A 22,655-nucleotide genomic window follows, 5' to 3' on the forward strand; every position below is an offset into this window, starting at 1 on the left:
AAACCTGATTGATCCTCGCGAGTTCTCCGCAGTCCGAACCGCCCCAGAGTGGTAGGAACCGGTCCGAAGCAGTGCTCCCGGCCCGGCGCTCGGCAGCGGACCGGCCCGCGACCCGCCGTGCTCGCGGCGGCGCTCCCGGCGCTCGGGAGAACGGCCGTCGGCGCCGGGCCGGTGTCAGTGGCCGCCGACATCATGAGAGCCATGACATCCAGCGCACCCATCGCCGTGCTCGCCGACCTCGACGCGTACGCGCGCGCCGTCGACACCGCCGTCGCCGCGGCCGCCGCCTACTACGCCGGCGGCGAGACCACGCTCGACGACGCCACGTACGACGCCCTGGTCAGGGGCATCGAGGCCTACGAGGCGGGGCACCCCGGACAGGTGCTGGCGAACAGCCCCACCGGCAAGGTGGCGGGTGGCGCCGCGAGCGGCGACGTCGCGCACAGCGCACCGATGCTCAGCCTGGCGAACGTCTTCTCGGAGGCCGGTCTGACCGCCTGGGCAGCCGGCCTGGAGCGCCGGATCGGGCGGCCGGTCGCCGGCTGGCACGTCAGCCCCAAGCTGGACGGCCTGGCGATCGCGGCCCGGTACCGCGAGGGCCGGCTCGTCCAGCTGGTCACCCGGGGTGACGGTGCCTCGGGCGAGGACGTCTCGCACGCCATCGGGACGGTCGTGGGGCTGCCGGAGCGGCTCGGCCGCGACGAGACGGTGGAGATCCGGGGCGAGGTGCTGATGACCCACGCCCAGTTCGAGGACGCCAACGCGGCCCGGATCGCGCACGGCGGCGCGGCCTTCGCCAACGCGCGGGGCGCGGCGGCGGGCAGCCTGCGGGCACGCGAGCGCGGGTACGCCGTCGAGCTGACCTGCTTCGCCTACGACGCCGTCCCGGTCGCGGGCAGCAGCGAGGAGATCCGGGCGGCGGACGGCCTCGGCCACGGCCGGCTGATGGCACTCCTGGCCGAACTCGGCGTACGGACCACGGCGGCCACCCCGGTGCCCGGTCGCGGGGCCGCCACCCTGGAGGAGGTGCGGGAGCGGGTGGCCGAGATCGCCGGGCTGCGGGCCGGGCTGCCGTTCGGCATCGACGGGATCGTGATCCGCGCCGACAGCGCGGCCGACCGCGAGAGCGCCGGCGCGGGATCGCGTGCGCCGCGCTGGGCGGTGGCGTACAAGCTGCCCGCCACCGAGAAGATCACCCGGCTGCTCGGCGTCGAGTGGGCGGTCGGCCGCACGGGCGTCATCGCCCCGCGCGCCGTCCTGGAACCCGTCCTGGTCGACGGCTCCACCATCACCTACGCCACGCTCCACAACCCCGGCGACATCACCCGACGGGACCTTCGGATCGGCGACCACGTGCTGGTCCACAAGGCCGGCGACGTCATCCCCCGGGTGGAAGCGCCCGTGCTGGGCCTGCGGACGGGCCGGGAGCAGCCGATCGCCTTCCCCGCCGTCTGCCCCGAGTGCGGCTCCGCGATCGACACCTCCGAGCAGCGCTGGCGGTGCGTGCGGGGGCGCGACTGCCGCCTGGTCGCCTCGCTCACGTACGCGGCGGGCCGCGACCAGCTCGACATCGAGGGTCTCGGCGGCAGCCGGGTGGTGCAGCTCGTCGAGGCGGGCCTGGTCACGGATCTCGCCGACGTCTTCACCCTGACGCGGGAGCAGCTGCTCACCCTGGAGCGGATGGGCGGGACCAGCTCGGACAAACTGCTCGCGGCGATCGGGGTCGCGAAGACGCGGCCGCTGTCGCGGGTGTTCTGCGCGCTCGGCGTCCGGGGCACCGGGCGATCGATGTCGCGCCGGATCGCCCGGGCGTTCGGGACGATGGACGCCGTCCGCGCGGCGGACGCCGAGACGCTTCGGATGGTGGACGGGATCGGCGCCGAGAAAGCCACCCTGGTGGTCGCCGAGCTCCTCGAACTCGCTCCGCTGATCGACAGGTTGGCGGCGGTCGGGGTCACCATGAGCGAACCCGGAGGGGCGGTCCCCGTCGGCAGCGCGCCCGCGCCGGCCACCGAGGGCGGCGGCCGGGAGGGAGCCGGTGACCCGGACGGCGCCGACGGGCCGACGGCGGCCCTGCCGCTCACCGGGCTGACGGTGGTGGTCACGGGTGCCATGACCGGCCCACTGGAGGCGCTCAGCCGCAACGAGATGAACGCGCTGATCGAACGGGCCGGCGGCCGGGCCTCCTCCGGCGTCTCGGCGCGGACCACGCTCCTGGTGGCGGGCGAGCGGGCCGGATCCAAGCGGGAGAAGGCCGAGCAGCTCGGTGTCAGGATCATCGACCCCGACGGCTTCGCGGAGCTTCTCGACGGGCTCCTCGGCTGAGGACACCCCGCGGCGAGCGGGCCGGGCCGCCACCGTGTACGGGTGCGGGTACGGGTGCGGGTACGGGTACGGGTACGGGTACGGGCGAAGGAGAATCCTGGCCCGGGAAAAAAATGGAGCGCCGGGCCCGATTCGAACGGACTCTTCCTACTGAAAGTAGGACGTGCTCCACCAGCACCACCGACGCCTGACGAAAGATCACTCTCTCGACGGGAGGAACATTACCAGCTCGGCCGGGGTGCTCGACGCGACCGGGCCGACCCGCCCGGCTGCCCGGCTGCCGGGCAGCCGGGCGGGTCGGGCGGGTCGGGCAGTCAGGACAGCCGACGCAGGGCCCGGCCGAGGACGGCCAGGCCCTCGGTGATGTCGGTGGGAGTGCTCGCCGCGTAACCGAGGACCAGCCCCGGTGGACCGGGCCGCTGGCGGTGCCAGGACAGCGGTTGCACGCGGACGCCGCACACCAGGGCCGCGGCGGCGAGGTCGGTGTCGGCGAAGGCGGCGTCGAAGGTGATCGTCAGGTGCAGGCCGGCCGCGGCACCGTGCACCACCGCGCCGGGGAGGTGGTCGGCGATCGCCCGGACCATGGCGTCCCGTCGGCGCCGGTGGCGCGTGCGCAACAGGCGCAACTGACGCTCCAGCGCGCCCGAGCGCATCAACCGGGCCAGTACCTGCTGGGGCAGCGCGGCGTTGCCCAGGTCAGCGAACCGCTTCGCGGCGATCAGGGCCTCCCGGTGCCTCGGCGGTGCGACCACCCAACCGATCCGCAGGGCGGGGGCGAGGAGCTTGGAGACGCTCCCGGCATGGCAGACGTGCTCCGGGAGGATCGAGCGCAGGGCGGGCACCGGAGGCCGGTCGTAGCGGTGCTCGGCGTCGTAGTCGTCCTCGATGATCAGTCCGCCGCTGCCGGTGGCCCAGGCCATCAGCTCCCGGCGCCGTGCTCCGCTGAGCACCACCCCGGTGGGGAACTGGTGGGCGGGTGTCAGCAGCACCGCCGGAGCGCCGGTGTCGGCCAGCGCGTCGACCCTGACGCCCTGGTCGTCGACCGGGACGGGCGGGGTGGCCAGGCCCTGGTGGCGCAGGTGCTGACGGGCCCCGAGCGCTCCCGGGTCCTCCACGGCCACCGCGGCGATCCCGTCGTCCCGCAGCACCCGGCCGAGCAGGCCGAAGGTCTGGGCGGTGCCGGCGACGACGAGCACCTCGGCCGGGTCGACCCGGATCGCGCGGTTGCGGGCGAGCCACTCGGCGAGCGCCCCCCGCAGCTCCGGTGTCCCCCGGGGGTCGCCGTATCCGAGGCCGGCGGCCGGGAGGTCCGCGAGGACCGCGCGTTCGGCCCGCAGCCACGCCGAACGCGGGAAGGCCGCGAGATCCGGCGCACCCGGCCAGAGGTCGATCCGGGCGGGCACCGCCCGGACGGCGTCGAACACGTCGTCGCCGGGCGGCGACCCGAACAGGGCGGCGGACGTCGGCGCAGCGACCGGCCCCGACGGCGAGGAGCCCGGGGGCGCGGCCGGCGGGAGCGGCGCGGCGACCACCACCGTTCCGTTGCGCCCGCGTCCGGCGGCGTGGCCGTCCTCGATCAGCCGCTGGTACGCGTCGGTGACGACCCCGCGCGACACCCGCAGTTCGGCCGCGAGCACCCGCCCCGCGGGCAGCCGGCTCCCCACCGGGAGACGGCGGTCGGCGATCGCCTGCCGGAGCTGCCGGGCCAGCCACTCGGAGCGCCCGCCGGCCGGCGCCTCCTCGATCCTCAACTGCAGGAAGTCGGAGCCGTGGCTTTTGGACCGGTCGGCGGAGGGCGGATTGGACCTGTTCATCCGGCCATGGTGGCAGCAGGGTGGAGGCATGGACACAGCGACCGCAACTCCCGGAGCAGGAACGACGACCGGCTACGTGCACGGGTACTCGCAGCTTGAGGCGACCCGGCTCGGCGACCAGGCGGACACGCTGGCGGCGGTGCTGCACGAGGGCGTCCGCTATCCCGCCGGCAGCCGGGTGCTGGAGATCGGCTGCGGGGTGGGCGCCCAGACGGTGCATCTGGCCCTGGGCAGCCCGGGCGCGCGCATCGTCGCGGTCGACCGCTCCGAGGAGTCCCTCGCACAGGCCCGCGGTCGGGTCGCGGCGTCGGCGCCGACGGCGGACGTCCGGTGGCTGCGGGCCGACGTGTTCGATCTCCCCTTCGACCGGGCGGAGTTCGACCATGTGTTCGTCTGCTTCGTGCTGGAGCACCTGTCGGATCCGGAGCGGGCGCTGAGCGAACTCCGGCGTGTGCTGCGGCCTGGCGGCACCGTCACCGTGATCGAGGGGGACCACGGGTCGGCCTTCTTCCACCCCGCCGGCGCGTACGCCGCCGCGGTGATCCACTGCCAGGTCCGCCTGCAGGCGGCCGCGGGCGGGAACGCGCTGATCGGCCGCCAACTGCTGCCGCTGCTGGCCGCCGCCGGGTACGCGGACCCCGTGGTCCGCCCGTGCACCGTGTCCACCGACCGGACCAGGGCGGCCTTGGTCGACGGCTTCACCCGGGACACCTTCGTCGCCATGGTGGCCTCGGTCCGGGCCGAGGCGCTGGCGGCCGGTCTGAGCACCGCCGCCGACTGGGACCGGGGTATCGCGGAGCTTCGCCGCACGACGGAGGGGGACGGGACCTTCCACTACACGTTCTTCAAGGCCGTCGCCATGAACCCGCCCGGGGTGTCCGCGCCGGTGGCCGTTGACCCCCACGGCCCGGACCGCGACCACGACTCCGAGACGACTCCGACCGCACCGGGCCCGTGAGGCGGCTCGGCGGGTCGGCACGGTCGGACCGGCGAGGGGCTGGGCGGCGAGGCGGCGGCCAGGCGCAGGGGCGGGGGCGGGGGCGGCCAGGTCAGTGCCGCCCGGACACCACGTCCGCCGCCCGGGCGATCGGTGAGGTGTCGGCCCGCCCGCCGCTCTCCTGCCGGTCCGCGGCGTGGTACGCGGCGTACATCCCGTGCACACCGATCCACCGCAGCGGTTCGGGCTCCCAGCGGCGGACCGCGTGCCCCACCCACGGCAGCGCGGTCAGCTCCGAGGCGTCGGCGCCGTCCGCGCGGAGCACCAGGTCGCGCAGCGTACGGGCGGCCAGGTTGGTGGTGGTCACACCGCTGCCGACGTATCCGCCGGCCCAGCCGAGCCCCGAGGCCGGGTCGAGTTCCACCGTCGAGCACCAGTCGCGCGGCACGCCCAGCACACCCGACCAGGCGTGTGCCAACCCGCCGCGCGGCCCGACGTACGCGCCGGCGGCCGGGAAGAACCGCAGCAGGATCTCCCGCAACTGGTCGACGGTCCGCTGCCGGGTCGCCCCGTCGTGGTCGACCCTGGAGCCGAACCGGTAGGGGACGCCGCGCCCACCGAGCGCGATCCGGTCGTCGGCGGTGCGCTGGGCGTACATGTAGGCGTGGGCCATGTCGCCCAGTGTCTCGCGGCCCGCCCAGCCCGCCTCGGCCCAGAAGGCGGGCGGCAGCGGCTCGGTGACGATCATCGAGGAGTTCATCGGCAGCCAGGTCCGCCGCTCCCCGCGCAGCCCCGCCGTGAAGCCCTCGGTCGCGCGCAGGACGAAACGGGCCGAGACGGCGCCGTACGGGGTGAGCGCCCGGGCCCGGCCGCCGCGGCCCGTTCCGGAGCCGGAGCCGGCCGGCATGATCGCGGTCACCGGCGTGTCCTCGTGGATCACCACGCCCAGCGCCTCGCACACCCGGGCCAGACCCCGCATCAGCTTGGCCGGCTGGATCCGCGCGCCGTGCGGGCTCCAGCTGCCGCCCAGCGTGCCCGCCACGCCGATCCGCGCGGTCGACTCGGCCGCTCCGAGGAGTTCCTGCTCGTCCTGGCCGAACGCGTGCTCCTCCTCGACGAAGGCCCTGAGCCGGGCCAGCTGCGCCGGGTTGCGGGCCACCTCCAGGACGCCGCCCTTGACGATGTCGGCCTCGATGCCCTCGGACCCGGCCACCCGGATCACCTCGTCCACCGCCGCGTTCATCGCCTGCTGGAGCCCGACCGCCGCCTCCCGTCCGTACCGGCGGGCGAAGACGCCGCGCCCCGCGAAGCCGCTGTACAGCCAGCCGCCGTTGCGCCCGGAGGCTCCGTAGCCGCAGAAGCGGCGCTCCAGCACCGTCACCCGGAGGCCGGGGTCGGCCCGCTTCAGGTAGTAGGCCGTCCACAGTCCCGTGAAGCCGCCGCCGACGATGCACACATCGGCCTCGGCCGGGCCGTCCAGCGCCGGGCGGGGCTCCGGCAGGCCGATCGCGGAGTACCAGAACGAGACGCCGCCGTTGACCGTCCCGGCCGCGCCGGACGTGGCCGGTGCCGATCCGCCGCCCGGCGCGGGACTCCCGTCGGCGGCGGTGCCACCCGGTGCGGCGGCGGTGGCCTGCGCGGCGGTGGCGGAGGTGGCGGAGGTGCCCACGGGGAGCCTGCTTTCCGGACGGGCCGGCGCGGGGACGCCGGACATGCCTCGCACGCTATGCACGAGCCTACGCCCGGACAACAGACACCCTGCCAGGGTGAGGGCCGCCCGCACGACAGATCGTCGGGTGCCGGGCCCGACCGCGGCCGTCCCCGGCGGTCGCCGGTGGCCCTGCTCACAGTCCCGCGAGACGCCCCGGCCGCCGGGTGCCGGGTGCGTAGGGTGGTTCGGGTGGATGCCCCGGAGCTGGACCGACCGCGCGGCGGCGCGGCGGACGTCGTGGACGATGCCCGCCCGCCCGTGCCGCCCGGCGCGCCGTCCGGGGCCGGGCGGTGAGCGCGGAGCGCGGCCCGACGGCCGGCGAACTGATCGGCCTGCTGGCCGATCCCGACACCTTCACCTGCTGGGACGAGCCGCCCGCCGGCTCCGCCGCGGACACCGACTACCGGGCGTCGCTGGCCCGGGCCCGGGAGCGCACCGGCCTGGACGAGGCGGTCACCACCGGCGCCGTCCGGCTGGCCGGGCGGCCGGTGGCCGTGGTGGCGTCCGAGTTCGGGTTCCTGGGCGGCTCGATCGGCGTGGACACCGCCGAGCGGATCACCCGGGCCGTGGAGCGGGCCACCGCCGAGCGGCTGCCCCTGCTCGCCCTGCCCGTCTCGGGCGGTACCCGGATGCAGGAGGGTTCGGCGGCGTTCCTGTGCATGCTCAGGATCACCGCGGCCGTCCAGGCCCACCGGGCGGCCGGGCTTCCCTACCTCACCTATCTCCGCAATCCGACGATGGGTGGCGTCTTCGCCTCCTGGGGCACGCTCGGGCACCTGGTGCTCGCCGAGCCCGGCGCCCGGCTCGGGTTCCTCGGCCCCCGGGTGTACGAGGAACTGCGCGGCGTGCGGCTCCCCGCCGACGTGCAGCTCGCCGAGACGCTCGCGCACCAGGGGCTGGTGGATGCCGTGGTCGCGCCGTCCGCGCTGCGCGAGGTGTTCCGCCGGACGCTGGCCGTGCTGTGCGACGGACCCGCCCCGACGGCCGGAGCCGGGGCGCAGGCGCCCGGAACCGGCTCCCCGGCGCCCGGTCCGCACTCCCCTGCCCGGTCCGTCGGACCGAGCGGGCCGCCGGACGCCTGGGAGTCGGTGCGCCGCACCCGGCGCCCGGAGCGTCCCGGTACCCGTGAGCTGCTCGGCCGCGCGGCAGAGGAGCTGGTCCTGCTGGACGCTCCCGGCGGCGCCGACGGCGCACTGGTCCGGGCCCTCGCGAGGTTCCACGGCCGGCCCGCCGTCGTGGTGGGCCAGCAACGCCGGGGCCAGGGCCCGGAGCGGCCGTTCACCGCCGCCGACCTGCGCGCCGTGCGGCGCACCGCGCACCTGGCCGAGCAGCTCGGCCTGCCCCTGGTCACGGTGGTGGACACGGCCGGCGCCGAGCTCTCCGCTCAGGCCGAACTCGACGGCGTGGCAGTGGAGATCGCGTACTGCCTCACCACCCTGCTCGCCCTGCGCACTCCGGTGCTGGCCGTTCTGCTCGGCCAGGGCTCCGGCGGCGGAGCGCTCGCCCTGCTGCCCGCCGACCGGGTCGTCGCGGCCGAACACGCCTGGCTCGCGCCCCTGCCGCCCGAAGGGGCCTCCGCCATCGTCCACCGCGACGGCGGGCACGCGGCCGAACTGGCCCGCGCCCAGGGCATCGGAGCCCACGACCTCGCCGCGGTCGGCCTGGTCGACCGGATCGTGCCCGAGCGGCCGGACGCGGCCGACGAACCGGAGAGCTTCTGCGACCGCCTCGGCCGGGCGATGGGCACCGCCCTGGCCGACCTGACCGCGCGCTCCGAGGCCGACCGAACCACCGACCGCCGCCGCCGGCACCGCCGGCTCGGGGACACCCTCGGGGACGCCCTCGAACGCTGAGCGGCGCCGCCTCCCGACGGCCGGGCTCGCGGACCCGCGAGCCCGCGGACCCGGAGGCCGCAGGAGGGCGCGCGGGCCGGGCGGCTCAGCGCGCCGCCCGGCCCCGCCCGATCACCAGCGCCCGTGCACTCCCGGGCGGATCCGCCGGTCGTAGAGATCCCGGACGGCGTCGAGCGTCTCGGCCGGGAGCGGGGGCAGCGCGGCGGCGGCCGCGTTCGCCCGCGCCTGATCGGCGTTGCGGGCACCGGGGATGACGGTGCTGACCCCCGGCTGCTGGACGATCCAGCGCAGCGCGGTCTGGGCGGGCGTCGCGCCCGCCGGGGCCAGGGCCGCGAACTCGACGGCCGCCTCGACACCGGTGGCGAAGTCGACGCCCGAGAAGGTCTCGCCCTGGTCGAAGGCGGAGCCGTCACGGTTGTAGGTGCGGTGGTCCGATGCGGGGAAGACGGTGTCGCGGGTGTAGCGGCCGGAGAGCAGGCCGGAGGCGAGCGGGACACGGGCGATGACCCCGACGCCGGCCGCGGCGGCGGCCGGCAGCACCTCGTCCAGCGGCTTGAGCCGGAACGGGTTCAGGATGATCTGCACAGTGGCCACGCCGGGGCGCGCGATCGCGGTCAGCGCCTCGGCGCAGGTCTCCACGCTGACGCCGTAGGCGGCGATCCGCTGCTCCACCACCAGGGTGTCGAGGGCGTCGTGGACCGCGTCGGCGCTGTACACGGCGGTGGGCGGGCAGTGCAGCTGGACCAGGTCGAGCCGGTCCACGCCCAGGTTGGCCCGGGACCGGTCCGTCCAGGCCCGGAAGTTGTCCAGGGTGTAGTTCTCCGGGAGCTGGGCCTCCCGGCGGCCCATCTTGGTGGCCACCGTGACCGGCGCGCCCGGGTTGGCCCGCAGGTAGCGGCCGATCAGCTGCTCACTACGGCCGTCGCCGTAGACGTCCGCCGTGTCGAAGAGGGTGACCCCCGCCCCGACGGCGGCGTCCAGAACGGCCAGGGCGTCCGCCTCGCGGACGTCACCCCAGTCCGCGCCGAGCTGCCAGGTGCCGAGGCCGATCACCGAGGCCTTGCGGCCCGTCCTGCCGAGTACGCGTTCTTCCATGCCCCGAGCCTCTCATCCCCGGCCACCGGCCGCGGTGCGCGAGGTACGCGTGTCCGTGGCCGCGGTGCGCGAGGCGTGCGTGTCCGTCGGTACGCGGGCCCGGCAGGGCGCCGGCCGCACCTGTACGGGCAGATTGTTAACGCTAACAATAGTGCAGTCAAGACCTTGCACGGAGATCTCCACAGACCTCCTCCGACGAGACGCAACGGTGATCCGAGGGCACTTGACGAGGTTCCTGTGAGCGTTAACACTCAGGTAACGCCAGGCCGGACGGCCACGTCGCCTCGATCCGCCGGCCCCCCGGGTGGGGACCACGCCCCACCCCGATCCACCCCCTCGCCCTCACTCGAACGGCCCGAGGCCCCCGCCGGGATCCCCCGCCCGGCACACCACTGGAGGAATTGTGCGGAAGCTTCTGACGGGCCTTGCGGCAGCCGGGCTCACCCTGTCACTGGCGGCCTGCGGGCAGAGCGCCAACGGCGTCGGCGACAGCTCCGCCGGTGGCGGCGCCAAGGGCGGCATGGTGGGCATCGCGATGCCCACCAAGTCCTCGGAGCGCTGGATCAACGACGGCGACAACATGGTCAAGCAGTTCCAGGCCAAGGGCTACAAGACCGACCTGCAGTACGGCGACAACGTGGTCGAGAACCAGGTCTCGCAGATCGAGAACATGATCACCAAGGGCGCCAAGCTGCTGGTGGTCGCGGCGATCGACGGTTCGTCCCTGACCGACGTGCTGCAGAAGGCGGCCGACGCGAAGATCCCGGTGATCAGCTACGACCGGTTGATCCGAGGCACCTCCAACGTCGACTACTACGCCACCTTCGACAACTTCAAGGTCGGCGTCCTGCAGGGCACCTACATCGCGGACAAGCTCGGGCTCGCGGGTGGCAAGGGCCCCTTCAACGTCGAGCTGTTCGCCGGCTCCCCGGACGACAACAACGCCACCTTCTTCTTCCAGGGCGCGATGAGCGTGCTCAAGCCGTACATCGACCAGAAGAAGCTGGTCGTGCAGAGCGGCCAGAGCGACTTCAACCAGGTCGCCACGCTGCGCTGGGACGGCGGCCTCGCCCAGTCCCGGATGGACAACCTGCTGAGCAAGTCCTACACCTCGGCCAAGGTCGACGCGGTGCTCTCGCCGTACGACGGCATCTCGATCGGCATCCTGTCCTCGCTCAAGGGCGTCGGCTACGGCGGCGCGGACAAGGCGATGCCGATCGTGACCGGCCAGGACGCCGAGCTGGCGTCGGTGAAGTCGATCCTCGCCGGCGAGCAGACCCAGACCGTCTACAAGGACACCCGCGAACTGGCCAAGGTGGCGGTCCAGATGGGCGACGCGCTGCTGACCGGCGGCAAGCCCGAGGTGAACGACACCACCCAGTACAACAACGGGAGCAAGGTCGTGCCGGCCTTCCTGCTCCAGCCGGTCAGCGTCGACAAGGAGAACTACCAGAAGGTCCTGATCGACGGCGGTCAGTACACCGCCGACCAGCTCAAGTAGCCACCGGTCCCGTCCCCGGGCCATTCAGCCGGTGGCGCGGGCAGGGGCGAGCGTCCGACCGTTCACCCCTGCCCGAGCCACCCCCGTCGAACGGATGCACCACCATGGCCGGACCTGTCCTCGAGATGCGTTCGATCACCAAGTCCTTCCCCGGCGTCAAGGCGCTCTCGGACGTCAACCTGAGCGTCGCGCCCGGCGAGGTCCATGCCGTCTGCGGCGAGAACGGCGCCGGCAAGTCCACCCTGATGAAGGTGCTCAGCGGCGTCCACCCGCACGGCTCCTACCAGGGCGAGATCCTCTTCGAGGGCGAGCCCTGCGAGTTCCGGGACATCCGGGCCAGCGAACGGCGCGGCATCGTGATCATCCACCAGGAGCTCGCCCTGGTGCCCTACCTCTCGATCGCCGAGAACATCTTCCTCGGCAACGAGCACGCCAGACGCGGGATCGTCAGCTGGCACAAGACCCTCACCCACGCCAAGGCGCTGCTGAAGCGGGTCGGCCTGCACGAGCAGCCGCAGACCCGGGTGGCCGACATCGGGGTCGGCAAGCAGCAGCTGGTGGAGATCGCCAAGGCGCTCGCCAAGGAGGTGAAGCTGCTCATCCTGGACGAGCCCACCGCCGCCCTGAACGACGAGGACAGCCGCAAGCTGCTCGACCTCATCCTGGAGCTCAAGGCCCAGGGCATCTCCTGCATCATCATCTCGCACAAGCTCAACGAGATCGCCAAGGTGGCCGACTCGGTCACCATCCTGCGCGACGGCCGAACCATCGAGACCCTCGCGGTCGGCGCGGCGGGCATCTCCGAGGACCGGATCATCCGGGGCATGGTCGGCCGCGACCTGGAGCACCGCTACCCCGAGCGGGTCTCGCAGCCCGGCGAGATCGCGCTGGCCATCGAGGACTGGACCGTCCTGCATCCGATCGACCACCACCGCAAGGTGGTCGACGGGGTGTCGGTCAACGTGCGGCGCGGCGAGATCGTGGGTGTCGCGGGCCTGATGGGCGCCGGTCGCACCGAGCTGGCCATGAGCGTCTTCGGCCGCTCGTACGGGCGCTGGACCGGCGGCCGGGTGCTGCTGGACGGCCGGGAGATCCGCACCCGTACGGTGCCCGAGGCGATCGGCCACGGCATCGCCTACGTCACCGAGGACCGCAAGCAGCTCGGGCTGAACCTGATGGACACCGTCAGCCGCAACATCTCGCTGAGCGCGCTGGGCAAGGTCTCGCGCCGCGGCCGGGTCGACGAGCACGAGGAGACCCGGGTCGCCGAGGGCTTCCGCCGGTCCATGAACATCAAGACGCCCTCGGTGTTCGCGCAGGTGGGCAAGCTCAGCGGCGGCAACCAGCAGAAGGTCGTGCTCAGCAAGTGGATCTTCTCCGGACCGGAGGTGCTGATCCTGGACGAACCCACCCGCGGTATCGACGTCGGCGCCAAGGCCGAGATCTACACGGTGATCGCCGACCTCGCCGACCAGGGGAAGGCGGTTCTGGTCATCTCCTCCGAACTGCCCGAACTGCTCGGCATGTGCGACCGCATCTACACGATGGCCGAGGGCCGGCTCACGGGTGAGCTCGGCCGTGCGAACGCGACCCAGGAATCCCTCATGCGCCTCATGACCGTGAGCGCGGCGACCGAGAACGAGCAGGTGTAAGGCATGGCCCAGACCGAGATCACCAAGCCCCCGGCGGACGAGCCCGCCGAGCCGAGGCGCACCGGCACCGCCGGCTCACTGCTGGCCCGGGCGCTGCGCGGCAACATCCGGCAGTACGGCATGCTGGTCGCGCTGGCGCTGATCGTCGTCCTGTTCCAGATCTGGACCGACGGCACCCTGCTCAAGCCGCTCAACGTCACCAACCTGATCCAGCAGAACAGCTACATCCTCATCCTGGCCATCGGAATGATGATCGTCATCATCGCCGGGCACATCGACCTCTCCGTCGGCTCGCTGGCCGCCTTCGTCGGCGCGGCCGCCGCGGTGATGATGGTCAAACACCACGTGCCGTGGCCGCTCGCGCTGGTCGTCGCGCTGCTCATCGGGGCCGCCGCCGGAGCCTGGCAGGGCTTCTGGATCTCCTACGTCGGCATCCCCTCCTTCATCGTCACGCTGGCCGGCATGCTGCTGTTCCGCGGCGGCACCCAGATCCTGCTGCAGGGCCAGTCGGTCGCGCCGTTCCCCAAGGGCTTCCAGAAGATCAGCAGCGGCTTCCTCCCGGAGGTCGGGCCGCACACCAACTACCACAACCTCACCCTGCTGCTCGGCGTCGCGATCCTCGCGATCGCCGTGCTCCAGGAGGTCCGCGGCCGCCGCCGGGCCGCCGAGTACGGGCTCGACCTGCTCCCGATCGGCTTCTTCCTGGCCAAGCTGGGCGCCATCGCCGTCGCCGTGCTGGCCTTCACCCTGCTGCTGGCGAGCTACCACGGCGTCCCCGTGGTGCTGCTCATCCTGGGTGCGCTGCTGGTCGCCTTCGGCTACCTGATGCGCAACTCGATCCTCGGTCGGCACACCTACGCGATCGGCGGCAACGAGGCGGCCGCGAAGCTGTCCGGCGTCAAGAGCAAGCGGGTCGTCTTCCTCGCCTTCGTCAACATGGGCGTGCTCGCCGCGCTCGCCGGGATGGTCTTCGCCGCCCGTCTGAACGCCGGCACCCCGCAGGCGGGGATCAACTTCGAGCTGGAGGCGATCGCCGCCGCCTTCATCGGCGGCGCCTCGGCCAGCGGCGGCGTCGGCACCGTGCTCGGCGCCATCATCGGCGGGCTGGTCCTGGGCGTCCTCAACAACGGCATGTCGCTGGTCGGCGTCGGAACGGACTACCAGCAGGTCATCAAGGGCCTCGTCCTGCTCGCCGCGGTGGGCTTCGACGTGTACAACAAACGTAAGGTCGGCTCCTGATCCTCCGTCAGGGCGTCCGGTTCCGTCGGACGCCCTGACCTCGCTCCGCCCGGCCCGGTACCCACCGCGGCCGGGCGGAGCCGGTTGCCGGGCCGCCGTCCGATGCCTCCCCCACCCTGGAGACACGTATGACCCCCTGGCTCCGGCGGGCCGCCGCCGAGGCGTCGGCGCTCTGCGCGCTCGCAGCCCTGCTCGCGGCCCTCGGCCTCCCGGCACCGGCTCTCGGCCGGCCGGTACCGGCCCTCGCGGCGGTCGACCGGCCCGCGCGGGCGAGCGCGCCACCCCCGGCGGACGCGGCGGCGGCCGGTCCGGGTGCGACGACGCCTTCCCGTACCGCCGGTGACGCCGGCCAGGCCGCCCCGATGGGGTGGTCCAGCTGGAACAGCTTCGCCAGCAGCATCGACGCCGCCACCATCAGGGCGCAGACCGACGCCCTCGTCGCCGCCGGGCTGCCCGAAGCCGGCTACCGGTACGTCGACATCGACGAGGGGTGGTGGGAGGGAGCCCGCGACGCGGCGGGGGACATCACCGTCGACGCCGGCCGGTGGCCGGGCGGGATGGGCGCCGTCGCCGACTACATCCACGGCAAGGGCCTCAAGGCGGGGATCTACACCGACGCCGGGCGCGACGGCTGCGGCTACCACTACCCGACCACCCGGCCCGCCGCCCCGAACACCGGCCTCGAGGGCCACGAACTCCAGGACGCGATCCAGTTCGAACGGTGGGGCTTCGACCTGGTCAAGGTCGACTGGTGCGGTGGCCAGGCCGAACACCTCGATCCACAGAGCACCTACAGCCGGATCAGCGCCGCCGTCGACCGGGCCACCGCCGTCACCGGCCACCCGATGCTGCTGTCCGTCTGCGAATGGGGCGTCGGCCGGCCCTGGAACTGGGGCGCGGGGACCGCGGCGATGTGGCGCACCGGCGGCGACCTGGTCCTCTGGGGCGAGCGGCCCTCCCCCGCCCGGATCCTGGCCGGCTTCGACGCGAACCTGCACCCCACCGCGCAGCACACCGGTGCCTTCAACGACCCCGACATGCTGACGGCCGGCCTGGACGGCCTCACCGACGCCCAGACCCGCACCCATCTGGCCCTGTGGGCCCTCGCCGGCGCCCCGTTGCTGGCCGGCAACGACCTGACCAGGATGACCCCCGCCACCAGGGCCGCGCTCACCAACCCCGGGATGATCGCCGTCGACCAGGACGCCCGGGGGCTCCAGGGCGTCAGGACCGCCGAGGACTCCCCCGGCCTGCAGGTCTACGGCAAGGTGCTCGACGGCCCCGGGCGGCGCGCCGTCCTGCTGCTCAACCGCACCACGGCCGCCGCCCCGATCACCGCCCGCTGGGCCGCTCTGGGCCTCACCGCCGCGCCCGCCGCCGTCCGCGACGTCTGGACGGACACCGCTCTGGGCGACCCTGCCGACGGCTACACCGCGAGCGTCCCGGCGGGCGGCTCCGTCCTGCTGACCGTGACCGGCACGGACTCGCCGGCCACCTCGTACGAGGCGGAGGCGGGCACCCCTGGCGGCCCGGCCGCCGTGACCGGGTGCGCGACCTGCTCCGGGGGCGCCGCCGTGACCACGCTGGGCGGGGGCGCGGACGTCACCCTCGGCGGGGTACGCGCGGGCGCCGCGGGCCTCCAACTCGCCGAACTGGCCTACGTCAACCGCGACCCCGGCCGGCGGACCGCGACCCTCCAGGTCAACGGACAGGCCCCGACGGTGATCAGCTTTCCGCCGACCGGCGACTCCCCCGGCACCGTCTCCGTGCTGCTCTCGCTCGCCAGGGGATCCGCCAACACCCTCACCTTCGGCAACCCCGACGGTGCGGCCCCCGACCTGGACGCCGTCAGGCTCCGGCCGATCGAGGGCACCGACGGCACCGCCCTCACCGGCGCCGCCTCCGGCCGCTGCGCCGAACTGCCCGACAGCGCCGTCGCCGAGGGCTCCCGGCTCGCCCTGCGGACCTGCGACGGCGGCACCAACCAGACCTTCACCGCCACCGCGCGCGGGGAACTCGTGGTGTACGGCACCCGCTGCCTCGACGTCCTGGAGCCGGACGCCGCCGACGGCTCCGAGGCGGTCATCGAGAGCTGCACCGGCGCCGCCCAACAGCAGTGGAGCGCCCGCTCCGACGGATCACTGGCCAACCGGCTCTCCGGCCTGTGTCTCGGCACGGCCGAGCGGGGCACCGCCGACGGCACCCCGCTCGGCCTCCAGGTCTGCGACGGCGGGACGCACCAGCGGTGGGTGCTGGACCCGGGGTGAGGAGCTGCGGCCCGGGCAGGCGCCCGGCGGCCGGGCGAGCGCGGGCCGGCGAGTGGATGGTGAGCGGCGGGCTGCGGGCTGTGAACGGCGGCCGAAGGGCGGCGAGCTGTGAACGGCGGGCTGCGGGCGAAGGGTGAGCTGCGCCACATTCCGCTGATTGCCTGTCACATCGCCTCGCCCTCAACGCTCTTGGGTCGTGACGTCGACCGGAGAGCCGGCCCGGCGCGACCCACGAGAGGAAACGCTCATGACGCTCGACCCGCGTGACACCACCCCCGCGAACTGGCTGCCCCTGATCTGGTTCCCGTAGCTCCACCGCCGGGCTTGGCGGCCCCGGGGTGCTCCCGCCGCCACGCCCGGCACCACTCCGGGGCCCCGCATCGGCCGATCCCGCGATGCGGCCCGACCGGACACCGGGGTGGAGTAGGGTGCCCGATCGTGAGCGAACCGGACTTCCTGTGCAACACCCGTTCCTCCTACGACGCGTTGGCCGCCGACTACGGCCGGCGGTTCCGGGACGAGATGGCGGCCAAACCACTGGACCGGGCGGTTCTCGCCGCGTTCGCCGAGCTGGTCCGGACCGCCGGTCTCGGCCCGGTCGCCGATGTCGGTTGCGGGACCGGCCGCGTGACGGCCCATCTGAACGGCCTGGACGTCCCCGTCTCCGGCATCGACGTCTCGCCGCGGATGATCGCCGCCGCCCGGCGGGCGCACCCGGGGCTGCGCTTCGAGGTGGGCTCGATGCTCGCCCTGGACCTGCCGGATGCCGCGCTCGGCGGCCTGCTGGCCTGGTACTCGGTCATCCACATCCCCGAGGACCGGCTGCCGGAGGTGTTCGCGGAGTTCCACCGCGTGCTGGCCCCCGGCGGCTATCTCCAGCTGGCCTTCCAGGTCGGCGACGAGCCGTTGCACCTGACGGAGGCACTCGGCCACCCCGTCTCGCTCGACCTCCACCGCCGTCGGCCCGAGCGGGTCGCCGAGCAACTGGCCCTGGCCGGGATCCCCGTCCGGGCCCGGCTGCTGCGTGAGGCCGACGAGGAGGGCGAGTTCCCGGAACGGACACCGCAGGCGTTCCTGCTGGCCCGCAAGCCGGCGACCGTGCGGGCTTGGCCCTGAGCGGGCGAGCGAGCTCCCGAACCCCCGGCGCGGTCCAGGTCCGGCATCGGCCCCGGACCGCACGGCTGCCCGTTGTCGGAGGCAGGAAGTACGCTCACCAACCGTGACGACCATCGGCCCCGCCCGTTCCGCCCCCGCCTGGACGGCGACGGGTCTGCGCTGGCAGGACGGCCGGCCGGTCCTGACGGCCCTGAACGGCGCGCACGAGCACCGTCGGACGGTGACCGCCGGCACCTCGATCGGCTGGCAGATCGGCGGCCCGCGCCGATGCGCCGGCGTGCGGACGGCCGGCGGGCACCACCCGTGCCCCTACGACGCGGCCGTCGAGCCGAGCGGCAGGGCCTCGCAGTGCCCCTCCTGCCAGGGCGCCGACCCCGGGCTGATGCTGGCCCGCGACCAGATCCTCGACGACGGCCGGACCTACCGGCTCTACCTGGCCTGGTTCGGCACCGGCGTCGTCAAGGTCGGCCTCACCGCCGAGCAGCGCGGCACGGCACGCCTGCTGGAGCAGGGAGCCCTGGGGTACACCTTCGTCGGGCGGGGATCACTGCCGGGCGTACGCCGGGCGGAGCTCACCGTCGCCCAGGCCGGACTGGCCCGCGAGCGGCTCACGACCAGGACGAAGACCGCCTGCTGGTGGGGCGTCCCGGACGCCGGGCCGCGGCAGCGGGAGCTGTCCGAGCTGCGGACGTCGGTACTCCGGCTGCTGACCGGCCATGCGATCGAACTCCTGCCGGACGGTCCGCTGGCCGACCACGTCGGCCTCTTCGGTCTGGCGGCGGGCGCCCCGCCGCTCTACCGCGAGGTCACCGCGCTCAGCGACGGCGCGACCCTCTCCGGCGTGCTGCGAGCGCCGGTCGGCCGCCACCTCCTGATCGACACCGAGCCGGCGGAGCCGCCGTTGCTGCTCGACACCCGCCTGCTCACCGGCTGGACGCTCGCGCCGGCCGGCCCCGCGCCCTGCACGGGCCTCGGGCTGGCCCTGCGCCGCCGGCCGGCGGAGCCGGCGGCGCAGGAGTCGCTGTTCTGAGAGAACGGACGGCCGGTGCGGCTCTCCGGGCCGGCGGGCGCGGACCTCGCCGGGCCGGCGCCACCCCCGGCCCGGCGCCACCCTCGGCCCGGCGGTGTCGGGTCAGAAGCCCTGGGCGAGGCGGTGGTAGGCCTGGTTCCAGCGCAGTTCCTGGGTGAAGCGGCGGATGGTGGTGTCGGCGTCGATGGTGAGGAGTTCGACGGAGAGCATGTCGGCGAGGTCAGCGAGTTCTTCGGTGCCGACGGCGCTGGAGAGGACGGTGTGGTGGGGGGCCCCGGCGGTGAGCCAGGCCTCGGTGGAGGTGCGCAGGTTGGGGCGGGGTTGCCAGACGGCGCGGGCGACGGGCAGGTTGGGCAGTGGTTCGGTCGGCTGGACGACGTCGATCTCGTTGGCGACGAGGCGGAAGCGGTCGCCCATGTCGGCCATACCGATGACGACGGCGGGGCCGCTCGCGGCGTCGAAGACCAGGCGGACCGGGTCCTCGCGGCCGCCGATGCCCAGCGGGTGGATCTCGCAGGAGGGGGTGGTGGCGGCGATGCTCGGGCAGACCTCCAGCATGTGCGCGCCGAGGATCAGTTCGCTGCCGGGTTCCAGGTGGTAGGTGTAGTCCTCCATGAAGGAGGTGCCGCCGGGCAGGCCGGTGGCCATGACCTTGAGGGTGCGCAGGAGGACGGAGGTCTTCCAGTCGCCTTCGCCGCCGAAGCCGTGGCCGTCGGCCATCAGGCGCTGGACGGCGAGGCCGGGGAGCTGGCGCAGCCCGCCGAGGTCCTCGAAGTTGGTGGTGAAGGCCTTGAAGCCGCCTTCGGTGAGGAAGGTGCGCAGGCCCAGTTCGATCCGGGCGGCGTAGCGCAGGGAGTCGTGGCGCTCGGCGCCGGTTCGTAGTTCGGGGGCGAGGTGGTAGGTGTCCTCGTACTCCTTGACGAGTTCGGTGATGTCGGCGTCGGCGGCGGCGTCGACGACTTCGGTGAGGTCGTTGACGCCGTAGGTGTTGACGGAGACGCCGAGTCGCAGCTGGGCTTCGACCTTGTCGCCCTCGGTGACGGCGACGTCGCGCATGTTGTCACCGAAGCGGGCGAGTTTGAGGGTGGCGAGTTCGGCGCGGCCGGCGGCGGCGCGGGTCCAGGAGGCGATGCGGGTGGTCACGCAGGGGTCGCTGACGTGGCCGGCGACGGTCTTGCGGGGTATGCCGAGGCGGGACTGGATGTAGCCGAACTCGCGGTCGCCGTGGGCGGCCTGGTTCAGGTTCATGAAGTCCATGTCGATGGTGGACCAGGGCAGGTGGGCGTTGGCCTGGGTGTGCAGGTGGAGCAGGGGCTTGCGCAGGGCGTCCAGGCCGGCGATCCACATCTTGGCGGGGGAGAAGGTGTGCATCCAGGCGATGAGGCCGATGCAGTTGTCGTCGGCGTTGGCCTCCAGGCAGATCCGGCGGATGGCCGCGGCGTCGGTGAGGACGGGTTTGCAGGTCACGGTGACGGGGATGGTCGGGTCGTCGCCCAGGGTGTCGGCGATCTGCCGGGACTGTTCGGCGACCTGGCGCAGGGTGTCCTGGCCGTAGAGACCCTGGCTGCCGGTCAGGAACCAGACCTCGCGGCCCTCGATTGCCTTCATCGGGTACTTCTCCTCACTGGGCAGCGGGCTGCTGGCCGTACACGTGCTGGTAGCGGTGGTTGAGAGCGTCGACGTCACCCTGCGCGATGGGCAGGGGTTCGCCGAGTTGGCGGGAGATGTGGACGGTGCGGGCGACGTCCTCGCACATCACGGCGGCCTTGACGGCGGCTTTGGCGTCCTTGCCGATGGTGAAGACACCGTGGTTCTTCATCAGGACGGCGGGCGAGCGGTGGCCGGCCAGGGTGTGCACGATGCCGTGGCCGATGGAGTCGTCACCGATCAGGGCGAACGGGCCGACCGGGATCTCCGCGCCGAACTCGTCGGCCATCGCGGTCAGCACGCAGGGGACGGCCTCGCCGCGGGCCGCCCAGGCGCTGGCGTAGGTGGAGTGGGTGTGGACCACGCCGCCGACGTCGGGGCGGTGGCGGTAGACGTAGGCGTGGGCGGCGGTGTCGGAGGACGGGCTGTGGGCGCCCTCGACGACGGTGCCGTCCAGGTCGCAGAGGATCATGTTGTCGGGCGTCAACTCGTCGTAGGGGACGCCGCTGGGCTTGATGACCAGCAGGTCCTCCCCCGGCACCCGCGCCGAGACGTTCCCGGCCGTCCAGACCACCAGTTGGTAGCGCACGAGTTCCTGGTGCAGGTCGCAGACCTGGCGGCGCAGCAGGGCGACGGTGTCGTCGAGGGGGCTCATCGCGGTCAGGCCTCACTGTTGCGGATCGGGGCCGGGGCAGCGGCCAGGGCGGTGTTGCGGATGGCGCGCAGGCGGTGGAGCTGCTTGTCGGCGCCGGTGCCGAAGTGCTCGTGCAGGAGGCGGTACTCGGCGAACAGGGCGTCGTAGGCGTCCGCGCGGGCCGGATCCGGTAGGTAGGCGTCGCGCTGGACCCGGCCCATCGCGGCGGCGGCCGCCCGGACGTCGGGGTGTGCGCCGGCGGCGACCGCCGCGTGGATCGCCGAGCCCAGTGCCGGGCCCTGTTCGGACTGCGCGAGGGAGACCGGGCGGCGCAGCACGTCGGCGTAGATCTGCATGAGGAGGGGGTTCTTCTTGAGGCCGCCGGTGACGATGAATTCGGTGACGGGGACGCCGCCCTGTTCGAGGGCGTCGACGATGGTGCGGGTGCCGTAGGCGGTGGATTCCAGGAGGGCGCGGTAGACGTCCTCGGGGCGGGTGGTGAGGGTGAGGCCGATGATGACGCCGCTGAGGTGGTGGTCGACGAGGGTGGAGCGGTTGCCGTTCATCCAGTCCAGGGCGATGAGGCCGTGGGCGCCGACGGGCTGGTCGGCGCTCTTGCGGGTGAGGAGTTGGTGCAGGTCCTCGCCGTTGGTGTCGGCCTCGGCCTGGTAGTGGGCGGGTGGGCCCTGGCGCAGCCACCAGGCGAAGATGTCGCCGACGGCGCTCTGGCCGGCTTCGTAGCCGTAGGAGCCGTTGATGATGCCGCCGTCGACGACGCCGCAGATGCCGGGGACCTCGGCGAGGGTGGCGCCGTTGAGGACGTGGCAGGTGGAGGTGCCCATGATGGCGAGGAGTTGGCCGTTGTCGATGGCTCGGGCGGCGGGGGCGGCGACGTGGGCGTCGACGTTGCCGGCGGCGACCGCGATGCCCGGGGGCAGGCCCGTCCAGGAGGCGGCGGTGGCGGTGAGCGAGCCGACCCGGGAGCCGAGCGGGGCCAGCGGGTGTTCCAGGCGGGTGCGGGCGAAGTCGGCGAACGCAGGGTTCAGCGCGGCGAGGTAGTCCTCGTCGGGGTAGTGGCCGTCCTGGTGGATGCCCTTGTAGCCGGCGGTGCAGGTGTTGCGGCTCTCCGTGCCGGTGAGCTGCCACACGATCCAGTCGGCGGCCTCGATCCACCGCTCCGTGGCGTCGTAGACGACGCCGTCCTCCTCCAGCACCTGCAGCGCCTTCGCGTACTGCCACTCCGCGGAGATCTTCCCGCCGTAGCGGGCGATCCACTTCTCGCCACGCTCGTGCGCCAACGCGTTGATCCGATCCGCCTGGCCCTGCGCCGCGTGGTGCTTCCACAGCTTGGGCCACGCGTGAGGGCGCCCCGCCCACTCGGAGACCTCCGCCAGCGGGGTGCCGTCCGCCAGCGTCGGCAGCACCGTGCAGGCGGTGAAGTCCGTCGCGATACCGATCACGTCGGCCGGGTCCACACCCGAGGCCGCCAGCGCCGCCGGGACCGCCACCCGCAACACCTCGAGCCAGTCCTGCGGATGCTGAAGCGCCCAGTCCGGCGGCAACACCGCACCCGAACCCGGAAGCCGCTCCTCGATCACCCCGTGCGGATACACGTGAACCGCCGAGCCCAGCTCCTCGCCGTCCCGCACCCGCACCACGACGGCACGACCGGAGAGAGTGCCGAAATCGACACCTACGACATAGCTCTCGCTGTCCGGAAGCGGTGAGGTCACGGTGGGTTCACGTCCTTCGTGTGGGCTCTGCCGGCCGTGGGCGATCGGCGAGCCGGTGTCGATACGGAGCTCGGTGGGGTGTGGCGGGTATGACGTACCAC

General features: G+C 73.6%; 15 protein-coding genes. 9 read left to right on the plus strand and 6 right to left on the minus strand.

Going from position 1 to position 22,655, the window contains the following annotated elements:
• Positions 1 to 192 precede the first annotated feature (192 nt).
• Complete coding sequence (ligA, locus tag OG823_RS04770) at positions 193 to 2,325, plus strand: NAD-dependent DNA ligase LigA (RefSeq protein WP_371477777.1); 2,133 nt, start codon at positions 193 to 195, stop codon at positions 2,323 to 2,325.
• Positions 2,326 to 2,639: 314 nt separating this feature from the next.
• Here the strand turns inward: ligA and OG823_RS04775 are convergent, their stop codons facing one another.
• Complete coding sequence (locus OG823_RS04775) at positions 2,640 to 4,139, minus strand: PLP-dependent aminotransferase family protein (protein WP_371477779.1); 1,500 nt, start codon at positions 4,137 to 4,139, stop codon at positions 2,640 to 2,642.
• 28 nt (positions 4,140 to 4,167) lie between these two features.
• On the opposite strand from OG823_RS04775, the gene OG823_RS04780 reads away from it, so the two are divergent.
• Entirely contained in the window at positions 4,168 to 5,097 is a 930-nt protein-coding gene (locus OG823_RS04780) for a methyltransferase domain-containing protein (RefSeq protein WP_371477780.1), read from the plus strand.
• A 91-nt stretch (positions 5,098 to 5,188) separates the two neighbouring features.
• On the opposite strand, the gene OG823_RS04785 is transcribed toward OG823_RS04780, so the two are convergent.
• Entirely contained in the window at positions 5,189 to 6,790 is a 1,602-nt protein-coding gene (locus tag OG823_RS04785; RefSeq protein ID WP_371477782.1) for an NAD(P)/FAD-dependent oxidoreductase, read from the minus strand.
• A gap of 287 nt (positions 6,791 to 7,077) precedes the next feature.
• Between OG823_RS04785 and OG823_RS04790 the strand changes: the two genes are divergently transcribed.
• On the plus strand, positions 7,078 to 8,640 hold the full coding sequence (locus tag OG823_RS04790; protein WP_371477784.1) for a carboxyl transferase domain-containing protein: 1,563 nt from the start codon (positions 7,078 to 7,080) through the stop codon (positions 8,638 to 8,640).
• 111 nt (positions 8,641 to 8,751) lie between these two features.
• On the opposite strand, the gene OG823_RS04795 is transcribed toward OG823_RS04790, so the two are convergent.
• Positions 8,752 to 9,735 (minus strand): aldo/keto reductase, encoded by a 984-nt coding sequence (locus OG823_RS04795; RefSeq protein WP_371477786.1) that lies wholly within the window; start codon positions 9,733 to 9,735, stop codon positions 8,752 to 8,754.
• Between the two features lie 403 nt (positions 9,736 to 10,138).
• On the opposite strand from OG823_RS04795, the gene chvE reads away from it, so the two are divergent.
• The 6 genes from chvE to OG823_RS04825 all read left to right on the plus strand — a co-directional run bounded on the left by chvE (position 10,139) and on the right by OG823_RS04825 (position 18,540).
• The gene (gene chvE, locus OG823_RS04800; protein WP_371477788.1) at positions 10,139 to 11,236 is read left to right on the plus strand and encodes a multiple monosaccharide ABC transporter substrate-binding protein; all 1,098 of its coding nucleotides are present in this window, start codon (positions 10,139 to 10,141) and stop codon (positions 11,234 to 11,236) included.
• 104 nt (positions 11,237 to 11,340) lie between these two features.
• Complete coding sequence (mmsA, locus tag OG823_RS04805) at positions 11,341 to 12,888, plus strand: multiple monosaccharide ABC transporter ATP-binding protein (protein ID WP_371477790.1); 1,548 nt, start codon at positions 11,341 to 11,343, stop codon at positions 12,886 to 12,888.
• Between the two features lie 3 nt (positions 12,889 to 12,891).
• Positions 12,892 to 14,127 (plus strand): multiple monosaccharide ABC transporter permease, encoded by a 1,236-nt coding sequence (mmsB, locus tag OG823_RS04810; protein WP_371477792.1) that lies wholly within the window; start codon positions 12,892 to 12,894, stop codon positions 14,125 to 14,127.
• A 128-nt stretch (positions 14,128 to 14,255) separates the two neighbouring features.
• Positions 14,256 to 16,394, plus strand: a complete 2,139-nt coding sequence (locus OG823_RS04815; RefSeq protein WP_371477794.1) for a ricin-type beta-trefoil lectin domain protein — start codon at positions 14,256 to 14,258, stop codon at positions 16,392 to 16,394.
• A gap of 438 nt (positions 16,395 to 16,832) precedes the next feature.
• Complete coding sequence (locus OG823_RS04820) at positions 16,833 to 17,510, plus strand: class I SAM-dependent methyltransferase (protein WP_371477796.1); 678 nt, start codon at positions 16,833 to 16,835, stop codon at positions 17,508 to 17,510.
• A gap of 103 nt (positions 17,511 to 17,613) precedes the next feature.
• Positions 17,614 to 18,540 carry a DUF2797 domain-containing protein gene (locus OG823_RS04825; RefSeq protein WP_371477798.1) on the plus strand — a complete coding sequence of 309 codons (927 nt, stop codon included), beginning with the start codon at positions 17,614 to 17,616 and terminating at the stop codon, positions 18,538 to 18,540.
• 102 nt (positions 18,541 to 18,642) lie between these two features.
• Here the strand turns inward: OG823_RS04825 and araA are convergent, their stop codons facing one another.
• Genes araA through OG823_RS04840 form a run of 3 tightly spaced genes read right to left on the minus strand, consistent with a single transcriptional unit; the run spans position 18,643 to position 22,554 of the window.
• Positions 18,643 to 20,148, minus strand: coding sequence for an L-arabinose isomerase (araA, locus tag OG823_RS04830; protein WP_371477800.1), 1,506 nt, complete (start codon positions 20,146 to 20,148; stop codon positions 18,643 to 18,645).
• A gap of 13 nt (positions 20,149 to 20,161) precedes the next feature.
• Complete coding sequence (locus OG823_RS04835) at positions 20,162 to 20,842, minus strand: L-ribulose-5-phosphate 4-epimerase (RefSeq protein ID WP_371477801.1); 681 nt, start codon at positions 20,840 to 20,842, stop codon at positions 20,162 to 20,164.
• Between the two features lie 5 nt (positions 20,843 to 20,847).
• A complete protein-coding gene (locus tag OG823_RS04840; RefSeq protein WP_371477802.1) occupies positions 20,848 to 22,554 on the minus strand; it encodes a ribulokinase in 1,707 nt (568 codons plus the stop codon).
• Positions 22,555 to 22,655 lie beyond the last annotated feature (101 nt).

Origin of the sequence: Kitasatospora sp. NBC_00315, assembly GCF_041435095.1 — a bacterium.
Lineage (GTDB): Bacteria > Actinomycetota > Actinomycetes > Streptomycetales > Streptomycetaceae > Kitasatospora.

Coding starts and splice junctions, on each gene's coding strand:
- araA (WP_371477800.1), bottom strand. CDS start 20,148: ATGAAGGCAATCGAGGGCCGCGAGGTCTGGTTCCTGACCGGCAGCCAG.
- mmsA (WP_371477790.1), top strand. CDS start 11,341: ATGGCCGGACCTGTCCTCGAGATGCGTTCGATCACCAAGTCCTTCCCC.
- ligA (WP_371477777.1), top strand. CDS start 193: ATGAGAGCCATGACATCCAGCGCACCCATCGCCGTGCTCGCCGACCTC.
- OG823_RS04780 (WP_371477780.1), top strand. CDS start 4,168: ATGGACACAGCGACCGCAACTCCCGGAGCAGGAACGACGACCGGCTAC.
- OG823_RS04835 (WP_371477801.1), bottom strand. CDS start 20,842: ATGAGCCCCCTCGACGACACCGTCGCCCTGCTGCGCCGCCAGGTCTGC.
- OG823_RS04775 (WP_371477779.1), bottom strand. CDS start 4,139: ATGAACAGGTCCAATCCGCCCTCCGCCGACCGGTCCAAAAGCCACGGC.
- OG823_RS04815 (WP_371477794.1), top strand. CDS start 14,256: ATGACCCCCTGGCTCCGGCGGGCCGCCGCCGAGGCGTCGGCGCTCTGC.
- OG823_RS04795 (WP_371477786.1), bottom strand. CDS start 9,735: ATGGAAGAACGCGTACTCGGCAGGACGGGCCGCAAGGCCTCGGTGATC.
- OG823_RS04785 (WP_371477782.1), bottom strand. CDS start 6,790: ATGTCCGGCGTCCCCGCGCCGGCCCGTCCGGAAAGCAGGCTCCCCGTG.
- mmsB (WP_371477792.1), top strand. CDS start 12,892: ATGGCCCAGACCGAGATCACCAAGCCCCCGGCGGACGAGCCCGCCGAG.